Source organism: Lentzea sp. NPDC037011 (assembly GCF_055607425.1).
The window spans coordinates 96,657-119,443 of the sequence record NZ_JBVJRT010000017.1 but is presented as its reverse complement, the minus strand read 5'-3'; the positions used below and the strand labels follow the sequence as shown (position 1 = coordinate 119,443).

Below are 22,787 nucleotides of genomic sequence, written 5' to 3'. Positions count from 1 at the left end.
CGCCGGCCGAAAAGCACACCATCCGTCATGTCTTCTGCGACGCCTGTTCGACGAGACAGAGTGACACAACCCCGCCGGACTGCCCCGCTCAGGCCGCCGGCCAAGTGCTCATCGCCACCCCGTGGGGAGGGCTTCCGACCAGCTCAGCGAGCCTTGCGAGCCGTCGGCGGCCGGTTACCCGCAGCGCCGGTGCCCCTACCAGGGTGCACGGAAGTCCGGACTGGAGCAGGGCATTTTGCAACGGTGCGTGTGTCTGGGGTGCGTTGGGGTCCAAACCGAGCAGGTAGGCCGACTCCGACCAGCTGCCGGCGGCCAGCGCCCAGACCCGGAGCACCGCCCCGTTCAGCTCGAAGCCTGCGGGCACCGTCTTCGCGGTGCCGTTCAGCCAGTGGGCGGCCAGCGGGGTGAGGTCGGTGCGGAACGGCGTGCGGACGAAGCGCGTGCCTTCGTCGTCGACGCACAGCTCGGAGGTGACGCCGCGCTCGTCGCAGGCCTGCTTGAGGGGCCGGTAGCGCCACTCGTCGCGCAGTTCGACGTACACGCGGGCCGCTGTGCCGCGTGCGAAGCTGACGGCCTGCCCCGGCCCGCAGAGGAAGCCGGCGAGGTCCGCCTTGGCCGGCGTGCGCGCCTCGGCCGAGAAGAAGGACAGCTGCCCCACCACGGCCCACAGAGTAGAACAGGCGTTCGACTGTGACCAGTGGCGCACGCGTGGCCACACCGGTTGGACTACTGCTTCGCCTTCAGCTCGGAGCACGGTCGCGACCGGCCGACGGCGGCCGCGTACTTGGGCGACCGCTCCAGCGCGTCGAACGTGGCCCGCAGCTGTTCGGGCGTGCTGACCTGCGACGTCCTCGCCAGCACCTGCTCGGCGTCGTCCCAGAACCCGGCGTCCGCGGCGAGCACGGTGATCGGGTCCTTCGCCGCCTCGTAGGACTTCGCGGACTCGGTGAAGTACCTGACCGTGCCGTCGTGGACGTCCCGCAGTTCATCCGACGGTGAGCCGAGCTCGGTCAGCTCCCGCACCGCGTCGGTGAGGGCGGCGGCGTTCGCGATGACGAGCTTGAGGTAGGCAGCCTTGACCGCGGCCGGGTCGGCGGGGTCCTGGGCCTGCAGCTCCTGCCCTGCCCTCAGACCGGGCAGGACACCGCCGCAGAACGCGTCGACCCACCGGCCCTGGGCGTCGGTGAGGGGCTTGTCCTCGTCCGAACCGCACGCCGTCAGCAGCGCCGCGGCGGCCAGCACCGCCGTGACCAGCCTGGTCCGGGTCACCGGGGTAGCTCCTCGCACTTGCCCGCCTTCTTCATCGGCTCGGCCAGCCCGCTGTCCTCGAAGCGCTTGCGCACGTCGGCGCCGGTGTTCTCGAACGCGGCGGCCTTGGTCATCAGTTCGGTGAACGCGGTGACCACCGCGGTCGCGTCGGACGAGGAGTCGATCTTCGACCTGGTGTCGGAGAGCACCGCCTTGAACTCCCCCGTGCTGTTCTCCACCGCCCCGACCAGCTCCTTCGCCTTCGGGTGCGGTCCGTCCTCCAGCGCCTTCAGGTCGTTCACCGACCGGTCGGCGGCGGTGATCTGGGTGGTCAGCCAGCCCGAGAGGCCGGCCTTGAGCTTCGCCGGGTCGCTCAGGTCGATGGACGGCTCCCCCGCCATGGCCTTCGTCGTGCCGCCGACGGCGCCGCAGACCTGGTCCAGCCACGCCACGACGTCGGCCTCGGTGGGCGCCGCGGGCGTGGACGCGGGGGTGCCGCCGGTGCAGGAGGCCAGGGCCAGGCCCGTGGCGACGGCGAGGACTGCGCGTGCGGTGGAGCGGGTCATGGGCCGCAAGCTACTCCGGGCGGTGGTGCCGCACAGGTCGGGCTCAGCCCGTGGGGGCGGCGCCGAGCCGCTGCATCTCCTGGCACTTCTGCGCGCTCTGGGCGGCCTTCTGCAGCTCGGGAACGGCCTTGAGGTCCCTCAGCGGGTCGGCGAGCTCGGAGAGCTTGGAGATCGCCTCTCCCGCCGCCTGCAGGCCGCCGGTGGCGTCGTTGGCGTCCGCCTGCTCGATCTTCACCTTGGCGTCGGCGAACAGCGTGCCGAGCGCGGTGAAGGTCTCCGACATCTTCGTCACGGCCTCGTCACCGCCCGCGACGGGCGACGGCCCGACCTGCTTGAGGTCGGCGGCGGACTTGGTGAACGCGTCGGCGTGCTGGCCCATGTAGGCGGCCATCTCGGCCTTGAGCTTGGCGGGGTCGCCCGCGTCGAGCTTCGGCGCCGTCTTGTCGACCTTGGCGAACGCGGACGCCGCGCCGCAGACCTTGTCCATGTAGGTGACGGCGGCGGCGTCAGGCTGGCCGCTGGTCGGCGTGGACGTGCCGGAGTTGCCGCCGTTGGTGCACCCGGCCAGCGCGATGGCGGCAACTGCGGTAGTGGCGACGAGGCTGCGCCTCATGTCGTAACTCCTCGGTCGGGGTACGTCGGTGGACACCCGAACGTACCCCGACCGGCGGTGGAACTACGCGGCGCCGTTGCTGACAGCCTCCGCGGGCGAGTCGGCGATCGCCGTTCCGCGGCGCTTCGACACGATGATCGCGCCGATGATGATGACGGTGGCGACCACCGCGATCGCGATGCGCAGCGGCGCGGACGCGTCCGGGCCGATGGAGAACGTCACGACGGCGGGGGCGATCAGCACCGAGACCAGGTTCATGACCTTGATCAGCGGGTTGATGGCCGGGCCGGCGGTGTCCTTGAACGGGTCACCGACGGTGTCGCCGATGACGGTCGCGGCGTGGGCCTCGGAGCCCTTGCCGCCGTGGTTGCCGTCCTCGACCAGCTTCTTCGCGTTGTCCCACGCCCCACCGGAGTTGGCCAGGAACACCGCCATCAGCGTGCCGGTGGCGATCGCACCGGCGAGGTAGCCGGCCAGCGGGCCGACGCCGAGGCCGAAGCCGACGGCGATCGGGGCGAGCACGGCCATCAGACCGGGGGTCGCGAGCTCGCGCAGCGAGTCCCTGGTGCAGATGTCGACGACGCGGCCGTACTCCGGCTTGACCGAGTAGTCCATGATGCCCGGGTTCTCGCGGAACTGGCGGCGCACCTCGAACACGATGGCACCGGCGGCGCGCGTCACGGCGTTGACCGCGAGGCCCGAGAACATGAACACGACGGCCGCGCCGATGGCGACGCCGACGAGGACGTTCGGGCTGAACACCACGTTGGTGAACGAGATGGGCAGCGAGCCGATCTCGTTGCCGATCTTCAGCACGGCCTGGTCGATCGCGTCCTTGTAGGAGCCGAACAGCGCCGTCGCGGCGAGCACGGCGGTCGCGATCGCGATGCCCTTGGTGATGGCCTTGGTCGTGTTGCCGACGGCGTCGAGCTCGGTGAGGATCTGCGCGCCCTCGCCGTGCACGTCACCGGACATCTCGGCGATGCCCTGCGCGTTGTCCGAGACCGGGCCGAAGGTGTCCATCGCGACGATGACGCCGACGGTGGTCAGCAGACCACAACCGGCCAGCGCGATCGCGAACAGCGCGACGACGACCGAACCGGACAGCAGGAACGCGCCGTAGACGGCGGCACCGATGACCAGCGCGGTGTAGACGGCCGACTCGAAACCGACCGAGATGCCGGACAGGATGACGGTGGCCGCACCGGTCAGCGAGGTCTTGCCGACCTCCTGCACCGGCTTGTGCTCGGTGCCGGTGTAGTAGCCGGTCAGCCAGAGGATGACGCCGGCCAGCACGATGCCGATGATCACCGCGACGGACGCGATCAGCGCCGGGTTGCCGCTGGTGCCCTTGATCGCGTCGGAGATGCCGTTGAGGTCGGCGAAGGAGCTCGGCAGGTACGTGAAGGCCGCGATCGTGCACAGCACCGCGGAGATGACCGCGGAGATGTAGAAGGAGCGGTTGATGGCGGAAAGGCCGCTTTCGCCCACCTTCGCCCTGGTCGTGTAGACGCCGATGACCGCGGTCAGCACGCCGATCGCCGGGACGATCAGCGGGAACAGCAGGCCCTGCACACCGAACGCGGCGGTGCCGAGGATCAGCGACGCGACCAGGGTGACGGCGTAGGACTCGAAGAGGTCCGCGGCCATGCCGGCGCAGTCACCGACGTTGTCGCCCACGTTGTCCGCGATGGTCGCGGCGTTGCGGGGGTCGTCCTCCGGGATGCCCTGCTCGACCTTGCCGACCAGGTCGGCGCCGACGTCGGCGGCCTTGGTGAAGATGCCGCCACCGACGCGCATGAACATCGCGAGCAGCGCGGCACCGAAACCGAAGCCCTCCAGGACCTTCGGGGCCTGACCGGCGTACACGAGCACGACGAGCGCCGCGCCGAAGAGGCCGAGGCCGACCGTGGTCATGCCGACCACGCCGCCGGTGCGGAACGCGATGCGCGTCGCCTTTTCGCGACCGCCTTCTTCGTTCGCGGCGGCGGCGACACGCACGTTGGCGCGCGTGGACAACCACATGCCCAGGTAGCCGATGATCGCCGAGAACGCGGCACCGACGATGAAGAACAAAGATCGGCCGATTCGTTCGGCCAAATCATCTGCCGGTAGCGCGAACAGCAGCACGAACACGATCACGACAAAGATGCCGAGCGTGCGGAACTGCCGGTTGAGGTAGGCCGCTGCGCCCTCCTGAACCGCCCTGGCGATGTCCTGCATCTTGTCGGTGCCCTGGCCGGCGGCCAGCACCTCCTTGAGCAGCACGTACCCGACGGCGAGAGCAGCCAGGGCGACCACGGCGACCACGGCTACGACGCCGCGATCACCTCCGGAGAGCTCAAGGCCCTCCGCGAGGAATTGCCGGGACATCCGTCCTCCTGGTGAGTTGCCATGTGCAGCGCCAAGGCAGACCAGCCGCCCAGCGCGACGTGACGCATCCCTCATTGGATGCGATGAGCGGGGAGTCTAGGGGCTGGTTGCAACAAGGCAACGAACCGTCCCGAAGCGTGCACACACCGTTATCCGCGCTGGAAGTCGACCGCGGCCCGGTCCGGACTGTCGGTGGTGTATGCGAAGCTCGGGTCGTGGTGGATCAGGGACGCCGGTTGCTGGACCGGGTGCTGGCGGGGACGCCCGCCGGGGAGTCGCCCCTCACGCACGCGCGCGATCTCCCGTTGCGGCGGGCTGATCACGTGCAATGGCCGTCGTGGGCGGCCTCGGCGGTGGTCGAGGCGTTCACGGAGACGGGGGTGCGCGAGCCGTGGCGGCACCAGGTCGAGGCGGCCGAGCTGGCGTGGTCCGGGCGGCACGTGGTGCTCGCCACGGGCACCGCGTCGGGCAAGTCGCTCGCCTACCAACTGCCGGTGCTTTCCACTCTTTTGGCGGACACGAGGGCCACCGCGCTGTACCTGTCCCCCACCAAAGCCCTTGGTGCGGACCAGCTCCGCTCGCTCGACGAGCTGGGGATCAAGGGGGTGCGCGCGTCGGCCTACGACGGTGACACCCCGATGGCCGAACGGGACTGGGTGAAGGCCCACGCGAACTGGGTCTTCACCAACCCGGACATGCTGCACCGCTCAATCCTGCCGCAGCACCCGAAATGGTTGCGGTTCTTCCGCAGGCTGAAGTACGTGGTGATCGACGAGTGCCATTCCTACCGAGGTGTTTTCGGTTCGCACGTGGCGTTGTTGATGCGGCGGCTGCGGCGGGTGGCCCGCAAATACGGTGCGGACCCGATCTTCGTTTTGGCATCGGCCACTGTGGCTGATCCTTCCGCTTCGGCGGAAAGGCTGCTGGGCGTGCCGGTGTCCGCTGTCGTGGACGACTTCTCACCGCGTGCCTCGCGCACGGTGGCGTTGTGGGAGCCGCCGCTGACCTCTTTGGAGGGCGAGAACGGCGCGCCGGTGCGCCGGTCGGCGGGCGCGGAGACGTCGCGGATCCTCGCGGACCTGGTGGTGGAGGGTGCGCGGTCGCTCGCGTTCGTGCGCTCGCGGCGCGGTGCCGAGCTGACGGCGCTGGGCACCCAGCGGATTCTGTCCGAAGTGGATGGTGAGCTGCCCGCGCGGGTGGCCGCCTACCGGGGCGGGTTCCTGCCGGAGGAGCGGCGGGCGCTGGAGAAGGCGCTGTCCACGGGCGACCTGCTCGGCGTGGCGACGACGAACGCGCTGGAGCTGGGCGTCGACATCGCGGGGCTGGACGCCGTGGTGGTGGCGGGTTTCCCCGGCACCCTGGCGTCGTTCTGGCAGCAGGCCGGTCGCGCCGGGCGGTCCGGTGACAGCGCGCTGGTCGTGTTCGTGGCGCGGGACGACCCGCTGGACACGTACCTGGTGCACAACCCGGCGGCGGTGCTGGACCGGCCGGTCGAGGCGACCGTGCTGGACCCGATGAACCCGTACGTGCTCGGGCCGCAGCTGGCCTGCGCGGCCTCCGAGATGCCGCTGACGCGGGACTGCCTGCCGGACTTCGGCGGCGAGCTGGCGGAGTCCGTGCTGGCCGAGCTGGTGGCGGAGAAGCTGCTGCGCAAACGGCCCGCCGGCTGGTACTGGGCCTCGCACGACCGGCCGCACGCCGGGGTGGACATCCGCGGTTCCGGCGGCGAGCAGGTGGCGGTGGTGGAGGCCGACTCCGGCCGGATGCTCGGCACCGTCGACCCGGGATCGGCCAGCTGGCAGGTGCACCCCGGCGCCGTCTACCTGCACCAGGGCCGCTCGTACGTGGTCGACGAGCTCGACCTCGACAGCGGTCTCGCGCTGGTGCACCGCGAGGACCCGGAGTGGACGACCCAGCCGCGCGACTGCGTGGACATCACCGTCGTGCGGGAGGTGGAGCGGCAGGAGTTCGGCGGTGTGACGGTGTCGCTGGGCGAGGTGGAGGTGACCACGCAGGTCGTCGGCTACCTGCGCCGGCTGCCCTCGGGCGTGGTGCTCGACCAGATCCCGCTCGACCTGCCCGAGCAGACCCTGCGAACCCGCGCGGTCTGGTACACCGTCGACGAGTCGCTGCTGCTCGCCGCGGGCGTGGAGGCGAAGCGGACCCCCGGCGCACTGCACGCCGCCGAACACGCGGCGATCGGCCTGCTGCCGCTGTTCGCGACCTGCGACCGGTGGGACATCGGCGGCGTGTCGACGGCCGCGCACCCCGACACCGGCATGCCGACGGTGTTCGTCCACGACGGCCACCCCGGCGGCGCGGGCTTCGCCGACCGCGGCCACTCGGCGCTGCGGGCCTGGCTGTCGGCGACCCGCGCGGCGATCAAGGCCTGCACGTGCCCGATGGGCTGCCCGTCGTGCGTCCAGTCCCCCAAGTGCGGCAACGGCAACGACCCGCTGGACAAGGCCGGGGCGGTGCTGGTGCTGGACGTGGTGCTCGGGAAAATCACCTGACCGGTACCGTCGCTCGTGGCTACGGTGTTGGTGTGAACGCAGGTAGCTGCAACGCGACTGATCGGACCCGCCGCTTCTAGGTGCGGCCGAGTCCGGACCTCCGCTGTGCCACGCGCGGGTGGATCGCTGCGCCGTGCCTTCCGGCGCGGCCGGTTCGACGCTCCGCTGTGCCTTCCGGCGCGGCCGACTTGATGCTTCGCCGTGCCACTCGCGGCTGGTGGACCGCTCCGGCGTGCCCTCTGGCGCGGCCGACTCGACGCTTCGCCGTCCTACTCGCGGCTGGCGGACCGTTTGGCCGTGCTCTCCGGCGCGGACAGCTCGACGCTCCGCGTGCAACGCGTGCGGGTGGACCGCTGCCGTGTCCACCGGCGCGGGCGACCCGGACCTCCACCGTTCCACGTGCGCGGCTGGTGAGCCGCTCCGCCGTGCCCTCCCGCGCGGCCGACGCGACGCTCCGCCGCGCCCGTCCCCCTTCTCGCCACAGTTTTCCTGGAGTCTGCCTTGTTCACGCCGTTTGCCGACCTCGACGCACTGCTCGACGACTTCGTCGCGTCGGTGCGCACCATCCTCGGCCCCACCTACGTGGGCGCCTACGTCCAGGGCTCGTTCGCCCTCGGCGCCGGGGACGTCCACTCCGACTGCGACTTCATCATCGCCTGCACCGAGCTGCCGTCCGGTGCCGCGCTGGAGGGTCTGCGGGTCCTCCACGACGAGATCCCCACCCGGCCGGGCCGCTGGTCGACGGAGATCGAGGGCTCGTACGCCGACGTCGACTCGCTGCGGTCGGTCGCCGGTCTTGGCGTTCCGTGGCTGTTCAACGACCACGGCACCCGCACGCTGGAGTGGGACCTGCACTGCAACTCGCCGCACGCGCGGTGGATCCTGCGCAACCACGGCATCGTGCTGGACGGCCCGCCGATCGAGTCGCTGGTCGACGAGGTCCCGCCGGAGGCGCTGCGGTCGTCGATGCGCGCCGCGCTGCCGCACGTGCTGGAGGGGATTCGCGGCTGGGCCCCGATGGGCAACGCCTGGACGCAGCGCTACATCGTCGCCGCGTACTGCCGGACGCTCTACACCATCCACACCGGGGAGGTGGAGTCGAAGCGCGGCGCGCTGCTGTGGGGGTTGAAAATGCTCGATCAGCGGTGGCACCCGCTGATCGAGCAGGTCTTGGCGGACCGGGACCTCGGCTGGGACGCCGACGCGGTTCCTCGTCCGGGGAGCCTGGAGCAGACCTTCGCCTTCGCGGCCTGCTGCGAGCTCCTGCAGTGATCTTCGTGGGCGCGCGCCGCGGGCTCACGGGTACCCGCGGCGCGCGCTCTCCACGTGCCGAACACTGTGTTCCCGCCTGCTACCGCATCTCGACCGGATCCCGTGGAACATCGGCGGAATCTGGTTGTCCGTCCGAGCAGGACACGCGGGAGGCGACGGCGTCGACTGCTGTGGGACGAACTCCGGGGAGGAGCCGGCTTCGCCGATCGCGGCAGCGCAGGTGCTCTGCCACTAACGTTCCTCGGTCCGGTCGTGTTGCGGGAGGCTGTCCTTCGGGGTGCGTGTTCGGCTTTTCTGCCCTCTCCTGCGACCTCCCCCGAAGTGCGGGTGCGGAGGCAGGTCGTCGGATCGGGCTTGGTGGAACGGCCGTGCAGGGCATCGCCTTCGGGGTTGTCGGGGAGAGTCCACGACGACACCCAGCACGGCCGGGCTCTACATGTAGTTGTGTGTCAGACGGTTTCGAGCTGGAAGCGGGCCGGGGCGTGCAGCGCCTCGGCGAGCGCGTCCTGCACGACGTGCGCGTCCGGCAGGTTCCAGCCGCAGATCGACGGCTTGACCCGCCAGTGCACGACGCCGTGCGCCATCGGGGTGGGCGGCAGCGGGATGTACTCGCCCTGGCCGTACAGGTGGACGTCCGAGTTGTTGGCCAGCTCGGCGTTCAGCTTCGAGCCGGACTTCACCATGAACATCCACCGGCCGGACGGGGTCGCGGCGATCGGCACGGGAACGCTGATCGACCGCAGTGCGACGGCCGCGCGGCGGCCGAGGTCGGTGCCGACCTCGATCGCGTCCACACCGTGGCCGGTGGCGAGGAGGAGGCTGTAGGAACGGCCCGCCCACCAGGTGGCGACCTGGTCGGACCGGGTGCCGACGCGGTCGACCCAGTCGCGGTGGACCGGGATGGGTCCGTGGAGCTCGAGCCCGCTGCGGCCCGCCCACTGCGTCACACCCTGCTCGGAACCGGCCGGGTACGTGCCGGGCAGGACGGGCCAGCCGCGGTACGCAAGGCTCACGGCCTCCGCACGCAGTTCGATGCGGAAGGCCCCGCGCCAGCTGTCCGACCAGTCCATCTTCCTTCGCCTCCAAGGCTCTTGGCTCGACATCGACGTGGTGCCGGTGTTCGTAGGACACCGCGTCGGTGCCGCCACTACAACTAACGACACCGGGGCCGGGCTTGGTAACCCCCGCCTCGACAACTGGTCGGTACGGCACGGCGAGCGTGCTTCGGCTGAACGGGGAACCGAACTGTCAACAATTGGTTCGATCACCGTTCAGCATGTCCAGGCACGGGTGTGAGTCCGCTCACCGCCGATGAACGACCGCTCGTCGTGCTCCAAACGCTCTGATCTTCAGCCGGACCTGCTCTCGACCGAGCACTGACCGGGCCGAACGGCGTAGCCGCCGACACCTCGACGACCACCTCCCACCCGTTCACCGCACACGAGCTGAGCTCGCCACCGTTCTGCCGCGCAACGCGTTCCGCCTGCTCACACGCGTGCTGATCACCTTCGGCAAGACGAGCGGCAGCCGCGAGGGCGGCCAGATCGGCGGCGCCGGTCACCCGGTGCCGTGCGATGACCGCCGCGCCGAACTGCGCACCCGCCGCTGTGACGACGACCAGCAGCAACATCGCCATGACGCCGCTCACCGCAGCCGATCCGCGCTCACCGCCAAGCGGTTCGCCGCTCGTCCCGCCGCTCGTCCCGCCGTTCACCGCGGCTCCACGACGGCGAACGCGGTCGCGGTGAGCAGCACGCCCAACGGTCCCCGCTGCCGCACGAAGACGCGCACGGCATCGCCCTCGTCCTGGAACTCCGCCGTGGCACCGGGTGCGATCTGCGCAACGGCTTGGACCCCGCGCTGCCGTTCGCCGCGCGCCGACAACCGCGCCGCCTCGCGTGCCGCGTCCGTGCACCGGATCTGCTCGATCACCGCCGTGAGGCTCGCGGCCGCGAGTCCCATGGCGATGAGCAGTGCGCACACCGCGACCGCGGCTTCCACCGTGACCATGCCCCGGTCGTCAGACCGCCGACAGCGCACGCTGTATCAGCCCTTGCAACAGGTTCTGCACGAAGTCGCTCGTCACGACCGCGTAGATCACGCCCGCGAGCGCCGCCGCGGCGAGCGTGCCGATCGCGTACTCGACCGTGCTCATGCCGCTGTCGTCCTTGAGCAGTTCCATCTCGTTCGCCCTTCTAGTGGAGGATCTGGCCGGCCAGCCCCAGCACCACCGGCAGCACGCCGAGGCACAGGAAGGCCGGCAGGAAACACAGTGCGAGCGGCGCGGCCACGGCCACCGCGGCCCGCTGCGCCTTCGCCTCGGCCTGGTCGACGGCATCGGCGCGCGTCCGTTCGGCCAGCTCGGCGGCCTGCTGCGCGAGTGCCGCCCCTGACCGCGCGGTCCTGCGCGCGGCCCTGGCCAACGCCGCGGTCGCGGGGTCGTCGAGCGCCGTCGCCCACGCCGTGACCGGGTCCGCACCGAGCCGCAGCAGCTCCGCGACCCGGCCGAGCCCGTCGACGCGGACCGCCGCGATGGCCGTCGGTACCGGCAACCCGGCTTTGAGGCACGCGGCCAGCAGGTCCCAGGCGGCGGCCCGTTCGAACGGCCCGTCGGCCTTGCGCGGTGCGGGTGGCGGGTCGTCGGCCCGTGGCCGGAGGCGGTCGAGGGGACGTCGTGGCGGAGGTGCGACGAGCACCGCGAGGGCCAGGAGCAGGTAGGTCATGGCTCGGTGATCCGTTTCGTCCACCACAGGCCGGTCGCCAGGAGCACCGCGCCGGCGACGAGCAGCACCTGACCGGCCGCGGTGCCGGTGAGGACGCCGAGCGGTCGTGCTCCGCTGAGCTCGCCCAGCAGCACTCCGAACACCGGGAGCCCGGCCAGGACCAGCGCGCTCGCCCGCGGGCCTGCCATGCGGGCCCGCACCTGCCGTGCGAAGGCCAGGCGCCGGTCCAGGTCCGCCTTGGTCGCGTCCAGCACGTCGGCCAGCGCGACCCCGTGCCGGGCGGACACGTGCCAGGCCCTGGCGAGCTGGTCCACCGCGGTTCTGAGCAGCGGCTGGTCCAGCTCCCGCAACGCCCTCTCGACGTCACCGCCCCGCCTGGACGCGGCAGCCGCGGTCCGCAGCACCTCGTTCGCCGGCGCGGGCGTGTCCTGGGCGGCGCCCTCCGCTGCCGCTGCCGCGTGGGCCCCGGCCCTGAGCTCGTCGACCACGCCGCCTAGTCCGTTGCTCAACGCCTCGGTCGTGGCGTTCTGGGAGCGCTCTCGCCTCATGCGCCTGGCTATCCGTTCAACGGTGCCGGCGACGACCGCCGCGGCGACCAGACCACCGAGGCCGGTGGTCAGGTAGATCACCACGGCTGCGGCGAGCACCCAGAACCACTTCGGCACCGGGACTCCGCGGGCGGTGGCGGGTCTCAGTCGTCGGATGGGCTTGACGTGCGGCCACACCAGCAGTGCCGTCGCGAGCAGGAGCAGGCCTACCACGGCTTCTCCTTCCACCCGTGCTCTTTCGTCCACAGTGGATGGACGACGAGTCCGTTCTCCGTACGGCTGAAGGTGCCGATCTCGGCCAGTTGTCGTTCGCCGGTGTCGCAGCGGCGCATGTGCAACACGAGCCGGACCGCCGCGGTGACCTGGCTGTGCAGCGCTTGGCGATCAAGCCCCGCCAGCGCTCCCAGCGCTTCGAGCCGGGCGGGCACCTCGGCCGGTGAGTTGGCGTGCAGGGTCCCCGCGCCACCCTCGTGGCCGGTGTTGAGCGAGGTGAGCAGCTCACGCACCTCCGCGCCCCTGACCTCGCCGACGACGATCCGGTCCGGCCGCATCCGCAACGCCTCGCGCACCAGCTCGCGAACGGTCACCTCCCCCGCGCCCTCGACGTTCGGCGGGCGTGCGACGAGCCGCACGAACTGCTCGTGATCCGGGCGCAGCTCGCCGGCGTCTTCCACGCACACGATCCGTTCGTTCGGCGGCACGCACCCGAGCAGCGCGGACAGCAACGACGTCTTGCCCGAGCCGGTGCCGCCCACCACGAGGAACGCCATCCGCCTGCGCACGACGGCCTTCAGCGTCCCGGCGATCTCCGCGTCGAACGTGCCGAGGTCTTGCAGCGCCTGGAGGTCGTGGGTCGCGGGGCGGAGGACGCGCAGGGACAGGCAGGTGTGGTCGGCGATCGGCGGGAGCACCGCGTGCATGCGCACCCCGCTGCCCGGCAACCAGCCGTCGACGCACGGCGAGGCGTCGTCCAGCCGCCGACCTGCGGCAACCGCGAGGCGCTGGGCGAGCCGGCGGACGGCGTCCTCGTCGGGGAAGACGACGGCCGTGCGGCGCAGGCCGTCCGGGCCGTCGACCCAGACCTGGTCGGGTGCGGTGACCAGGACGTCGGTGGTGCCGGGGTCGGCCAGCAGCGGGTCGAGGGGGCCGGTGCCGCTGAACTCCTGGCGCAGGACCTGCAGCGCTTGCAGGACATCCGCGTCGGCGAGGACGCCGCCCGCCTCCGAGCGGACCGCCTGGGCGACGACCGCGGCGGTCATCTCGGCGTCGGTGCCCGCGAGGCGGTGGCGGACGCGGTCGATGAGGGTGCTCATGCCGGGGTCGCCGGTCCGGGGCGGTGGGGGTGGCGGGCGTGGCGGCCGTACGGGATCTCGTTCGCGCGGTGGGTGAGGCGGAGCCAGGTTTCGGAGCACCAGGCGAGGAAGCGGGTCATGGGGAGCTCCTTCGGGGTGGTGGTGCGGGACGGCGGGAGTGGGCGGGGATGACGAGGGCTGGGCTGGGTGATAGGGGCCGGGGCGGGCTGGTGGGGGTGGGTGGCAGAGGGCGGGGATGACGAGGGCTGGGCTGGGTGGCAGGAGCCGGGGCGGGTGGCAGGGGCGGGCTGGGTGACGGGGGCCGGAGTGGCAGAGGGCGGGGTGGGTGGCGCGGAGCGGGCGATGCGGAGGTCGGCGGAGCGCGGGGTGAGACGAGGGCAGGGGCGCGGGGCGGGGTTGCGAGGGCCGGAGCGAGGGCGGAGGTCGGGTGGCGGAAGCGGAGTGGCGGAGTGGCGGGGAGCGGACTGGCGGGGAGCGGACTGGCGGGGAGCGGGCGATGCGGAGGTCGACGGCGGCGCAGGGTGAGACGAGGGCGGGGTGAGGCGCGAGGACGGGTGGCGGGCAGCGGGCGAGGGCCGGTGCAGGGCGAGGGTTTGGCGCGCCGTGCGCGGGGCCGGGACGGTGGGTGTGGCGTAGGCCGGTGCGGTTGGCGGCTGGATGCGTTGCCAACGCGGGAAAGGCGGTTGGTGGCGTGCGAGAACGGCCTTGGTCGCGCGCCGCCCACGCGCGGGGAGGCGGCCGCGGGCAGGGCGGCGCTCTGCGGCGCGGAAGCGTTGGTGTGCGGCGGTTCGCGAAGGCGCGGCGAGGGCGGGTCAGGGTGGGGGCTTCACGAATTTGTACGGGGGTTTGGTGGTGCGGCCGTACAGGGCAAGGTTCAGCAGCATGCGGGCGTAGGTGCGGATGCGGAGGGAGAGGTGGAGGCGGGGCATCGGGGACGGCCTTTCAGGGGTGGAGGGACTGCAGGATCAGGCGGGCCGTGGTGGCGAGGGGGCCCTTGGGGTTGCGGGGGAGGTGGCCGCGGTCCAGGGCGGCGGGGAGGCCTGGTTCGGGGCGCATCTGGGTGAGCAGGGGGAGGCCGACGGCGGCGGCGATGTCGGGGGCGGACAGGCCCGAGGGGGACGGGCCGCGGACCACCAGGCGGGTGGGGGTGCCGTGGGTGCGGAGCAGGGTGGCGACGCGGGTGGCGGCGGCGGTGGCGCGGAGTTCTGCCGGGACGACCAGGACCGCGAGGTCGGTGCGGGAGAGGGCGGCTGTCGCGGCCGGGGTGGGGTGGCGGGGGAGGTCGCAGACGGTGGTGCAGCCGGAGCGGCGGGCCGCGTCGAGAACTGCGGACACGGCCTGCGGTTCCGGGGGTTCGGCGGTGCGGTCGCAGGACAGGACGCTCAGTGCGCCGGTGGTGGGCAGGGCGGCGCGCAGGGAGGACATGGGGACGCGGCCGCCGGAGCAGTGGACGGAGGGCCAGCGGGCGCCGGTGGCCGACTCGGCGCCGAGGGTCAGGTCCAGGCCGCCGCCGAGCGGGTCGCAGTCGACGAGCAGGGTCTCGGTGCCGGTGGTGGCGGACTCGCGGGCGCAGGCGGTGGCGAGGACCGAGGCGCCGGCGCCGCCGCGGCCGCCGATGACGGACAGGACGCGGCCGGCGTCCGAGGGCGGGCCGTCGCGGACGTCCGTGAGCAGGGTGACGAGGGCCTCGGCCTCGGTGGGGAGCTCCAGCAGCGCGGCGGCGCCGACCGCCACGACCAGGGGCCATGGCGGGTCGCCGCCGTGCACGACCACGACGCCGGGGCGGCGCGGGAGGTCGGCGGCCACGCAGGCGGGCAGCGCTGCGGCGTCGAGGACCACCAGCGGTGCGGAGTGCCAGGACAGGCGCAGCGCGGGGACGTCCGGGGCGCAGGACAGCGGGCAGTCGGCGGCTGCCGCGAGGCGGAGCACCTCGTCGAGCAGGTGCGGGTCGGTGAGCAGGGCGAGGGGGTGGGTCATGGGATGAACGGTCGTCGGTCGTGATGAACGACACAACGGGGTGAAGATCGAGATGTGGACGAATCGCGGGATGTGGACAAGTCGCGATCTTCAGGCGTCGGCGGGCCCGGAACTGTCGGGGGTGTGTGCGACGCTGGGAGGTCGGGCCGCGGTGGCCGCAGAGGTCCAGTCGAGGTCACCGGGAAACGTGCCCGGGATATGGGACGACCCCCGCCAGGGGGGAGGGACGGGGGTCGTCAATGGTTCAGTCCCGGGGGGTCGGACTGAACCCGTCCGTCGAACCGGACTCTCCTACTGTATCCCCATGCGCCAGTGCCGCGCGCAACTTCCGCTACAGCCGTGGGGCAAGTTTCGGTAACCGTGCGGCAACACCGTTTTGTCCACCGGCGAAATGCCGCCCGAACGGCCTACTGACCAGTACACCTAAGCTGAGTCCCATGAGCCGGACCGCCGCCTTCTTCGACCTCGACAAGACCGTGATCGCGAAGTCGAGCACGCTGGCGTTCAGCCGTCCCTTCTTCCAGGAGGGGCTGATCAACCGCCGAGCGGTGCTGAAGAGCGCGTACGCCCAGTTCGTGTTCATGCTGGCCGGCGCGGACGCGGACCAGATGGACCGGATGCGCGCGCACATCACGGCGCTGGCGGCGGGCTGGGACGTCGAGCAGATCCGCAGCATCGTGAGCGAGACCCTGCACGACATCGTCGACCCGCTGGTCTACAAGGAGGCGACGCAGCTCATCGCCGACCACAAGGCGGAGGGCCACGACGTCGTCATCGTCAGCGCGTCGGGCGAGGAACTGGTCGCCCCGATCGCACAGCTGATCGGCGCGGACCACTCCGTCGGCACCCGGATGGTCGTGAACGGGGGCCGCTACACCGGTGACGTCGACTTCTACTGCGCCGGCGAGAACAAGGCGGTGGCCATCAAGCAGCTCGCCGCAGAACGCGGCTACGACCTCGCCACCTGCTACGCCTACTCCGACTCGGTGAGCGACATCCCGATGCTCGAGGTCGTCGGTCACCCGAACGCGGTGAACCCGGACCGCGGCCTGCGCCGGATCGCCGTCCAGAAGGACTGGCCGGTGCAGGTGTTCTCGGACCCGGTGAGCCTGCGCTCGCGCATCCCCACCCCGTCGGGCAGGACGGTCGCGGTCACGGCCATCAGCCTCGGTGCCGTCGCCGCCGCGGGAGCCGCCTGGTACGGCCTCCGGCGCAAGCGCAAGGGCGACTAGTCAAGGATTGCGACCCGAAGAACAGCCATCGGGACGCGTACCGAGCAGTAGCGGCAACGGCCCGCACACGTGGTGCCCGCGTGGGTGCACACGTCTGCCCCGACAGCGGTACCCGGACGCCGGCACGACCGCGGAAACGCTGGAACGCCAGTGCTTTCACTACTGAACGTGGCTTGACCGGTGCACCCTTCCGAGCCCTTGCTGTGACCGGGCCCACGCACTTAAATAGGTGGTGCGGACCTCGGGTCGGCCAGGGACCTGGCGAAGAGGAGCCAGACTCCACCCCGGCGGAGCTCCGTGCGCGGACTTCGAGTACCCACGCGCAGCACGCCGCGGGAGGCTTGTCGTCTAGGGCCTGCGTACCGGGACGCCGGACGCCGAGGCCAGGGTTGTACGACACGAGTTGCACGCTTGGTAACTCGCAAGCCCGCGCTGAAGACGGGGCGCCCCATTCGTGGGGTGCCCCGTCTGCTTTTGTGTGAAAGCTCCGCGCGGACCCTGTGAAGAACTCGGCGCGTCGCCGGAATGCGCTCCCGTTGACCCATAGGCTTGGCGTCACTAACTTGCATAACAGGCCTGTTATCTCGTGGGAAGATCACCGGGAGGCACGACACCGTGCGGAAAATCGCCGCGCTCACCCTGGCCACCGCGATGCTCACGCTCGTGCCGGTACCGCGAGCGGACGCTTCGGTGATCACGCTGGGCGGCATGTCGCTGGAGGAGAAGGTCGGCCAGCTGTTCGTCACATTCGTGAACGGCCAGGCAGCCGACGTCGCTCACCCGAAGAACCGGACCGACTTCGGCGTCGACACGCCCGCGGAGGTGGTGCGCAAGTACCACCCCGGTGGCGTCATCTACTTCAACAACTCCTCGCGCGACAACATCGACACCCCCAGGCAGATCGCGCAGCTCTCCAACGGCCTGCAGAAGGCGAGCAGCGTCCCGTTGCTCATCTCGACGGACCAGGAGATGGGTCTCGTCACGCGCATCGGCCCGCCGTTCAGCCAGCTGCCGGGCAACATGGCCCTAGGCGCGGGCCGGTCGGCGGAGGACGCCGAGGAAGCCGCGCGGATCACCGCGGCCGAGCTGCGCTCGATGGGCATCAACCAGAACTTCGCGCCGGACGCCGACGTCAACTCCAACCCGGCGAACCCGATCATCGGCGTGCGCAGCTTCTCCAGCGACCCGAAGCTCGCGGCCGAGATGACGAGGGCCCAGGTCGAGGGCTACGAGCAGCGCTGGTTCAGCCCCACCTCGGTCACCGCGACGGCCAAGCACTTCCCCGGTCACGGCGACACGTCCGAGGACAGCCACACCAGCCTGCCGGTCTCGAACCGCACGCTGGAGCAGTGGCGGGAGATCGACGCGCCGCCGTTCAAGGCCGCCATCGCCGCCAAGGTCGACTCGATCATGACCGCGCACATCCAGGTGCCGCAGATCGACCCGTCCGGCAACCCGGCCACGCTCTCGCCGCGGGTCATCACCGGTCTGCTGCGCGAGGAGCTCGGTTACGACGGAGTGGTCGTGACCGACTCGCTGGAGATGGCCGGTGTCCGCAAGCTGCACTCCGACGCCGAGATCCCGGTGCTCGCGCTGAAGGCGGGCGTCGACCAGCTGCTGATGCCGCCGAACCTCGGTCTCGCGATCAACAGCGTCATCGCCGCCGTGCGCAGCGGTGAGCTCTCCGAGCGGCGCATCGACCAGAGCGTGCTGCGCATCCTGAAGATGAAGCTCCTGCGCGGTGTCATGCTCAACTCCCAGGTCGACGCGGACGCGGCCGACCGGGTCGTCGGCTCCAACGCCGCCAAGGCCCAGCTCATCACCGACCGCACCATCACCGCGGTCCGCAACGACGGCCAGGCGCTCCCGCTGCAGGCCACCGCTCCCCTGGTCGTCGGCACCGGCGACGCACCGGTCGCGGCCCTCGCGACCAGGCTCAAGGCCGCCAAGGTCGTCACCGCCACGAGCCCGACACCGGCGCAGACCCAGCAGGCGCTGACGGCGGCCGCGAGCGCCGACAAGATCGTCGTGCTGACCAACAACCTGAGCACCCGCCCCGCCCAGCTCGACCTGCTGGCCAAGCTCGTCGCCACGGGCAAGCCGGTCGTCGCGGTGGCCACCGGCAACCCGTACGACGTCGCGCACACCGACGCGAAGACGTGGCTCGCCACCTACTCGACCACGGCGGTGTCGATGGAGTCGCTCGCGAAGGTCCTGCTCGGCGAGGCCAAGCCGCAGGGCAAGCTGCCCGTCGCGGTGCCAGGCCCGACCCCCTACCCGTTCGGGCACGGGGTGACCTGGTGAGGCGGCGGCACTTCCTCGCAGCCGGCGCGGCCCTGTCCGTCCCCCTCGCCACCACCGGGTCCGCGGCCGCCGACCGCAGGCTCACGACCGGCGCGCAGCGGCTGGCGCAGGACGGCTGGCGCAAGCTCAAGGGCCGCAAGGTCGGCGTGCTGACGAACCCGACGGGCGTGCTCACGGACCAGACGCACATCGTCGACTCGATGGTCGCGCACGACGCGAAGCCGACGGCGGTGTTCGGTCCGGAGCACGGGTTCCGCGGCACCGCGCAGGCCGGTGGTTCCGAGGGCGACTACCAGGACCCGCGCACCGGCATCCCGGTCTACGACGCGTACGGCGCGAACGCCACCAAGCTCGCGGCGATGTTCACCAAGGCCGGCGTCGACACGGTCGTCTTCGACATCGCGGACGTCGGCGCCCGCTTCTACACCTACATCTGGTCGCTCTACACGGCGATGCAGGCCGCGTCGGGCCTGGACTTCGTCGTCCTCGACCGCCCGAACCCGATCGGCGGCAGGGCGAACGGCCCGCAGCTCGACCCCGCGTACGCCACCGGTGTCGGCCTGAAGCCGATCGTGCAGCAGCACGGCATGACCGTCGGCGAGCTGGCCCGCTTCTACGTGGGCGAGTTCGGCGTCAAGACCCGCCTGGAGGTGGTCGACGTCCGCGACTGGCGGCGCGACCAGCTCGACACCGGCCTGCCGTGGGTGCCGCCCAGCCCGAACATGCCCACGCGGGACACCGCCCTGGTCTACCCCGGTACCTGCCTGTTCGAGGGCACCGTGCTGTCCGAGGGTCGCGGCACCACCCGCCCGTTCGAGACGGTCGGCGCTCCCGGCGTCGACTGGCGCTGGGCCGAGGCGTTGAACGCGATGGACCTCAGGGGTGTCCGGTTCCGCGAGACCCACTTCTCCCCCACGTTCCAGAAGTTCCAGGGCCAGACCTGCGGCGGCGTCACCGTGTCCGTGACCGACCCGCGCGAGTTCGACGCCATCAGGGCGGCCGTCGCCATGCTCGTCACCGCGAAGTCGCTGTACCCGGGCGTGTTCGCGTGGCGGCCGGACAACTGGATCGACAAGCTCAGCGGTTCCGACCGGCTGCGCACGATGATCGACGCCGGGGCGACCGCGGACGACGTGGTGGGCGCCTGGCAGCCGGAACTCCAGCAGTTCCGCCGCACCCGCCTGCCCTACCTGCGCTACCGGTGAGGACGCCATGCTCATCCCCGCACTGGCCGTCGCACTCGTGACGGTCGCCATCCCCGGCCACTTCGACCAGCCGCAGGACGGTTTCGCGCACGAGCGGACGACGCTGCGCCCGTCCAACCCGTACTGGGCGCACCTCGACCCGGAGCCGATCAACACCGCCCTGCGCCAGGTCCGCGACTTCACCCGGCCGCAGGCGAACGGCAAGCCGCTGTTCCCCGGCGCCGTCACGCTGTACGTGCACGACGGCAAGGTCGTCACGCACGACCGCACCGGGTACGCCGTCCTCTACCGGGACCAGCAGACCGAGCTGCCGGAGGCCGACCGGGTCGCGATGCGCAAGGACACGATCTTCGACCTGGCCTCGATCTCGAAGCTCTTCACGTCGATCGCGGTGATCCAGCAGGTCGAGCGGGGCCGGGTCGACATCGACCAGCGGGTGGCGCACTACCTGCCCGAGTTCGGCGTGAACGGCAAGCAGGACATCACCGTCAAGCAGCTGCTCACCCACACGAGCGGCCTGGAGCCGTTCATCCCGCTGTGGTCGCGGTTCCCGGACGTCCCGAGCCGCATCAAGGGCGTCATGGACGTGCAGCCGAAGTCCACGCCCGGCAGCACGTACGTGTACTCCGACCTGAACCTGATCACGCTCGGCGAGCTGGTCCACCGGGTCAGCGGCAAGAGGCTCGACGAGGCCGTGCGCGACGGCATCACCCGGCCGCTCGGCATGGCGGACACCGGCTACAACCCGCGGGACAAGGACCGCACGGCCGCCACGGAGTTCCAGGTCTCCCCGCCGCGCGGCATCGTCCGCGGTGAGGTGCACGACGAGAACGCGTGGTCCCTCGGCGGAGTGGCCGGTCACGCCGGCGTGTTCAGCACGGCCCGGGACCTCGCCGTCCTCGGTCAGACGATCCTCAACGGCGGCACGTACGACGGCCGGCGCATCCTCAGCGAGCACTCCGTCGAGCTGATGCTCACGAACTTCACCCCGCAGTTCCCCGGCAACGCCCACGGCCTCGGCTTCGAGCTCGACCAGCGCTGGTACATGGGCGCGTTGAGCGGTCCCGGCACCGCGGGGCACACCGGGTACACGGGCACGTCGTTCGTGATCGACAAGGCCTCGCGCAGCATCGCGATCCTGCTGACGAACCGCGTGCACCCGTCCCGCGACTGGGGCAGCGTCAACCCCGCTCGCCGCGCCGTCGCCGACGGGCTGGCCGGTGCGCTCGCCGTGCAGTCGGGTGGGAAGCAGTGGCGGGCAACGACTTCCGGCGGCACGCTCACCGCGGACCGCCCGGTCGAGGTGTTCGTGGACGTCGACGAGGGCGACAGCCTGACCGTCCAGCACTGGGACGGCACGGCGTGGCAGGACGTCCGCACGATCACCACCACTGAGCGCCGATGGATTGCCACAGAACAGAAGAAGACGAGGTTCGTCTACACCAAGGCCGGTCAGTACAACGGCCGTGGCGTCTACGTCCACGCACGCGGCAACGTCACCGCCGAGGGCTGGTCAGCAGCACGCCGCTAGCGCCGAGGCGAACGTGTCGAGCGCCCGTGGGAACGCGGGCGCTCCGAAGCTCATGACCACCCCGGTCCGGTCGTCGGTGCTCGACGGATGCCGGAACCACGACAGCGGACTGACCTTCACGCCCAGGTCGCGCGCCTTCTGCACGATGGCCGTCTCGTGCGGGGTGTCCAGCACGGCGTGCATCCCGGCCGCGATGCCGGAGATCTCCACGTACGGCGAGACGGCCTCCACGAGCCGGGCGCGCCGCCGCTGGTACTTCAACCGCATCCGGCGCACATGGCTGTCGTACGACCCGGACGCCAGGAAGTCGGCCAGCGTCAGCTGGTCCAGCATGCTGATGTGCTGCTCGCGGCTGGTCTTCAGCGCGAGCACCGGGTCGACGAACCGGTCCGGCAGCACCATCCACGCGATCCGCAACGCGGGTGTGAGCGCCTTGCTGGACGTCCCCAGGTAGACCACGTGCTCGGGGTCGAGGCCCTGCACCGCTCCGACGGGCTGCCGGTCGTAGCGGAACTCGCCGTCGTAGTCGTCTTCCAGCACAAGCCCGTTCACGCGCCGTGCCCACTCCACCGCCGACGCGCGCCGCCGTGGGTGCAAAGGGCCGCCCAACGGGAACTGGTGCGCGGGCGTCAGAACGCAGGTGCGCAGCTCGTCGGGCAGTTGTTCGGTGTTCGCGCCGTGGTCGTCCACCGCCAACGGCACGGTCGACGTCCACAGCGACCGGTGGAACCCCAGCCCGTACTCCTCCACGACCACCGGCGGCGCCAGCAGCCGGTCGAAGATCTGCACGGCGCCGCCGAAGCCGGAGCACACCACGATCCGCTCCGGGTCGGCCCGCACGCCCCGCGCCCGCGCCAGGTACTCCGCGAGCGCCGTCCGCAGCTCGATCCGCCCCTGCGGGTCGCCGGGCCCGAACGCCTCCGCCGGTGCCGCCATCAGCGCCCGCCGCGTCGAGCGGACCCACTCCGCCCGCGGGAACTCGGTGATGTCGGGCGTGCTGACGGTCAGGTCGTACCGCACGTCGTCGGCGACGACCCGGCGCACCACCTGCGGCGGCGGCGCGACCCGTTGCGCGACAACGGTTCCCGAGCCCTGCCGAGCGGTCAGCCAGCCTTCGGCCACCAGCTCGGCGTACGCCTCGGCCACGGTGTTGCGCGCGATCCCCAGGTCGGCGGCGAGCGAGCGGGAGGCCGGCAGCCGCGTTCCCGGTGGCAGGCGCGCGGACCGGACCGCGTCCCGCAGCGACGCCGTCAACCGCTGCCGCACCCCACCCGGACCGGACAGGTCGAGGTGGAAGTCAAGATTGGCCCACGATTCCACGACCAGATTGCACCATGTCGAGGGCCAATGAGCGCCCTAGTTTTGTCCA

At 71.5% G+C, this 22,787-nt stretch carries 21 protein-coding genes; 6 read left to right on the top strand and 15 right to left on the bottom strand.

Features of this window, described 5'->3' with window-relative positions:
- Positions 1–88 precede the first annotated feature (88 nt).
- The 5 genes from ACZ7CH_RS37300 to ACZ7CH_RS37280 all read right to left on the bottom strand — a co-directional run bounded on the left by ACZ7CH_RS37300 (position 89) and on the right by ACZ7CH_RS37280 (position 4,800).
- Positions 89–661, bottom strand: coding sequence for a hypothetical protein (locus tag ACZ7CH_RS37300; protein WP_360385158.1), 573 nt, complete (start codon positions 659–661; stop codon positions 89–91).
- Between the two features lie 65 nt (positions 662–726).
- Complete coding sequence (locus tag ACZ7CH_RS37295; RefSeq protein ID WP_470376078.1) at positions 727–1,269, bottom strand: hypothetical protein; 543 nt, start codon at positions 1,267–1,269, stop codon at positions 727–729.
- Positions 1,266–1,814: a hypothetical protein gene (locus ACZ7CH_RS37290; protein WP_470376077.1), complete on the bottom strand. Its 549-nt coding sequence runs from the start codon at positions 1,812–1,814 to the stop codon at positions 1,266–1,268. Before ACZ7CH_RS37290 ends, ACZ7CH_RS37295 begins: the two co-directional genes overlap by 4 nt.
- 43 nt (positions 1,815–1,857) lie before the next feature.
- Positions 1,858–2,427 carry a hypothetical protein gene (locus tag ACZ7CH_RS37285; RefSeq protein WP_360385152.1) on the bottom strand — a complete coding sequence of 190 codons (570 nt, stop codon included), beginning with the start codon at positions 2,425–2,427 and terminating at the stop codon, positions 1,858–1,860.
- 63 nt (positions 2,428–2,490) lie between these two features.
- Positions 2,491–4,800, bottom strand: a complete 2,310-nt coding sequence (locus ACZ7CH_RS37280; RefSeq protein ID WP_458429664.1) for a sodium-translocating pyrophosphatase — start codon at positions 4,798–4,800, stop codon at positions 2,491–2,493.
- A gap of 215 nt (positions 4,801–5,015) precedes the next feature.
- On the opposite strand from ACZ7CH_RS37280, the gene ACZ7CH_RS37275 reads away from it, so the two are divergent.
- Positions 5,016–7,313, top strand: coding sequence for a DEAD/DEAH box helicase (locus ACZ7CH_RS37275; protein WP_470376076.1), 2,298 nt, complete (start codon positions 5,016–5,018; stop codon positions 7,311–7,313).
- Between the two features lie 501 nt (positions 7,314–7,814).
- The gene (locus ACZ7CH_RS37270; RefSeq protein ID WP_470376075.1) at positions 7,815–8,585 is read left to right on the top strand and encodes an aminoglycoside adenylyltransferase domain-containing protein; all 771 of its coding nucleotides are present in this window, start codon (positions 7,815–7,817) and stop codon (positions 8,583–8,585) included.
- 449 nt (positions 8,586–9,034) lie between these two features.
- On the opposite strand, the gene ACZ7CH_RS37265 is transcribed toward ACZ7CH_RS37270, so the two are convergent.
- The 9 genes from ACZ7CH_RS37265 to ssd form a co-directional block, all read right to left on the bottom strand.
- Positions 9,035–9,655: a bifunctional DNA primase/polymerase gene (locus tag ACZ7CH_RS37265; protein ID WP_458429667.1), complete on the bottom strand. Its 621-nt coding sequence runs from the start codon at positions 9,653–9,655 to the stop codon at positions 9,035–9,037.
- A 194-nt stretch (positions 9,656–9,849) separates the two neighbouring features.
- Positions 9,850–10,299 carry an Rv3654c family TadE-like protein gene (locus tag ACZ7CH_RS37260; protein WP_470376074.1) on the bottom strand — a complete coding sequence of 150 codons (450 nt, stop codon included), beginning with the start codon at positions 10,297–10,299 and terminating at the stop codon, positions 9,850–9,852.
- Positions 10,296–10,595 carry a TadE family type IV pilus minor pilin gene (locus tag ACZ7CH_RS37255; protein WP_360385140.1) on the bottom strand — a complete coding sequence of 100 codons (300 nt, stop codon included), beginning with the start codon at positions 10,593–10,595 and terminating at the stop codon, positions 10,296–10,298. The genes ACZ7CH_RS37260 and ACZ7CH_RS37255 overlap by 4 nt, the downstream gene beginning before the upstream one ends.
- Before the next feature lie 10 nt (positions 10,596–10,605).
- Positions 10,606–10,767 (bottom strand): DUF4244 domain-containing protein, encoded by a 162-nt coding sequence (locus tag ACZ7CH_RS37250; protein ID WP_458429669.1) that lies wholly within the window; start codon positions 10,765–10,767, stop codon positions 10,606–10,608.
- Positions 10,768–10,780: 13 nt separating this feature from the next.
- Positions 10,781–11,308, bottom strand: a complete 528-nt coding sequence (locus ACZ7CH_RS37245) for a type II secretion system F family protein (RefSeq protein WP_470369624.1) — start codon at positions 11,306–11,308, stop codon at positions 10,781–10,783.
- Positions 11,305–12,069, bottom strand: coding sequence for a type II secretion system F family protein (locus ACZ7CH_RS37240; protein ID WP_470376073.1), 765 nt, complete (start codon positions 12,067–12,069; stop codon positions 11,305–11,307). The genes ACZ7CH_RS37245 and ACZ7CH_RS37240 overlap by 4 nt, the downstream gene beginning before the upstream one ends.
- A complete protein-coding gene (locus ACZ7CH_RS37235; protein ID WP_470376072.1) occupies positions 12,063–13,169 on the bottom strand; it encodes a TadA family conjugal transfer-associated ATPase in 1,107 nt (368 codons plus the stop codon). Before ACZ7CH_RS37235 ends, ACZ7CH_RS37240 begins: the two co-directional genes overlap by 7 nt.
- Positions 13,166–13,288 carry a hypothetical protein gene (locus tag ACZ7CH_RS37230; protein ID WP_470369627.1) on the bottom strand — a complete coding sequence of 41 codons (123 nt, stop codon included), beginning with the start codon at positions 13,286–13,288 and terminating at the stop codon, positions 13,166–13,168. Before ACZ7CH_RS37230 ends, ACZ7CH_RS37235 begins: the two co-directional genes overlap by 4 nt.
- 823 nt (positions 13,289–14,111) lie before the next feature.
- Positions 14,112–15,146: a septum site-determining protein Ssd gene (ssd, locus tag ACZ7CH_RS37225; protein WP_470369628.1), complete on the bottom strand. Its 1,035-nt coding sequence runs from the start codon at positions 15,144–15,146 to the stop codon at positions 14,112–14,114.
- Positions 15,147–15,583: 437 nt separating this feature from the next.
- Between ssd and ACZ7CH_RS37220 the strand changes: the two genes are divergently transcribed.
- The 4 genes from ACZ7CH_RS37220 (at position 15,584) to ACZ7CH_RS37205 (ending at position 21,418) form a co-directional block, all read left to right on the top strand.
- The gene (locus ACZ7CH_RS37220; protein ID WP_360385128.1) at positions 15,584–16,378 is read left to right on the top strand and encodes an HAD-IB family hydrolase; all 795 of its coding nucleotides are present in this window, start codon (positions 15,584–15,586) and stop codon (positions 16,376–16,378) included.
- A 651-nt stretch (positions 16,379–17,029) separates the two neighbouring features.
- Positions 17,030–18,682 (top strand): glycoside hydrolase family 3 protein, encoded by a 1,653-nt coding sequence (locus ACZ7CH_RS37215; RefSeq protein WP_470376081.1) that lies wholly within the window; start codon positions 17,030–17,032, stop codon positions 18,680–18,682.
- Complete coding sequence (locus ACZ7CH_RS37210; protein WP_470376071.1) at positions 18,679–19,887, top strand: exo-beta-N-acetylmuramidase NamZ family protein; 1,209 nt, start codon at positions 18,679–18,681, stop codon at positions 19,885–19,887. The genes ACZ7CH_RS37215 and ACZ7CH_RS37210 overlap by 4 nt, the downstream gene beginning before the upstream one ends.
- A gap of 7 nt (positions 19,888–19,894) precedes the next feature.
- Positions 19,895–21,418: a serine hydrolase domain-containing protein gene (locus ACZ7CH_RS37205; protein WP_470376070.1), complete on the top strand. Its 1,524-nt coding sequence runs from the start codon at positions 19,895–19,897 to the stop codon at positions 21,416–21,418.
- On the opposite strand, the gene pdxR is transcribed toward ACZ7CH_RS37205, so the two are convergent.
- On the bottom strand, positions 21,401–22,738 hold the full coding sequence (gene pdxR, locus ACZ7CH_RS37200) for a MocR-like pyridoxine biosynthesis transcription factor PdxR (RefSeq protein WP_470376069.1): 1,338 nt from the start codon (positions 22,736–22,738) through the stop codon (positions 21,401–21,403). The two genes, ACZ7CH_RS37205 and pdxR, sit on opposite strands and share 18 nt — an antisense overlap.
- Positions 22,739–22,787 lie beyond the last annotated feature (49 nt).

Coding starts and splice junctions, on each gene's coding strand:
- ACZ7CH_RS37290 (WP_470376077.1), bottom strand. CDS start 1,814: ATGACCCGCTCCACCGCACGCGCAGTCCTCGCCGTCGCCACGGGCCTG.
- ACZ7CH_RS37285 (WP_360385152.1), bottom strand. CDS start 2,427: ATGAGGCGCAGCCTCGTCGCCACTACCGCAGTTGCCGCCATCGCGCTG.
- ACZ7CH_RS37280 (WP_458429664.1), bottom strand. CDS start 4,800: ATGTCCCGGCAATTCCTCGCGGAGGGCCTTGAGCTCTCCGGAGGTGAT.
- ACZ7CH_RS37265 (WP_458429667.1), bottom strand. CDS start 9,655: ATGGACTGGTCGGACAGCTGGCGCGGGGCCTTCCGCATCGAACTGCGT.
- ACZ7CH_RS37255 (WP_360385140.1), bottom strand. CDS start 10,595: ATGGTCACGGTGGAAGCCGCGGTCGCGGTGTGCGCACTGCTCATCGCC.
- ACZ7CH_RS37250 (WP_458429669.1), bottom strand. CDS start 10,767: ATGGAACTGCTCAAGGACGACAGCGGCATGAGCACGGTCGAGTACGCG.
- ACZ7CH_RS37245 (WP_470369624.1), bottom strand. CDS start 11,308: ATGACCTACCTGCTCCTGGCCCTCGCGGTGCTCGTCGCACCTCCGCCA.
- ACZ7CH_RS37235 (WP_470376072.1), bottom strand. CDS start 13,169: ATGAGCACCCTCATCGACCGCGTCCGCCACCGCCTCGCGGGCACCGAC.
- ACZ7CH_RS37230 (WP_470369627.1), bottom strand. CDS start 13,288: ATGACCCGCTTCCTCGCCTGGTGCTCCGAAACCTGGCTCCGCCTCACC.
- ssd (WP_470369628.1), bottom strand. CDS start 15,146: ATGACCCACCCCCTCGCCCTGCTCACCGACCCGCACCTGCTCGACGAG.
- ACZ7CH_RS37220 (WP_360385128.1), top strand. CDS start 15,584: ATGAGCCGGACCGCCGCCTTCTTCGACCTCGACAAGACCGTGATCGCG.
- ACZ7CH_RS37215 (WP_470376081.1), top strand. CDS start 17,030: ATGCTCACGCTCGTGCCGGTACCGCGAGCGGACGCTTCGGTGATCACG.
- ACZ7CH_RS37205 (WP_470376070.1), top strand. CDS start 19,895: ATGCTCATCCCCGCACTGGCCGTCGCACTCGTGACGGTCGCCATCCCC.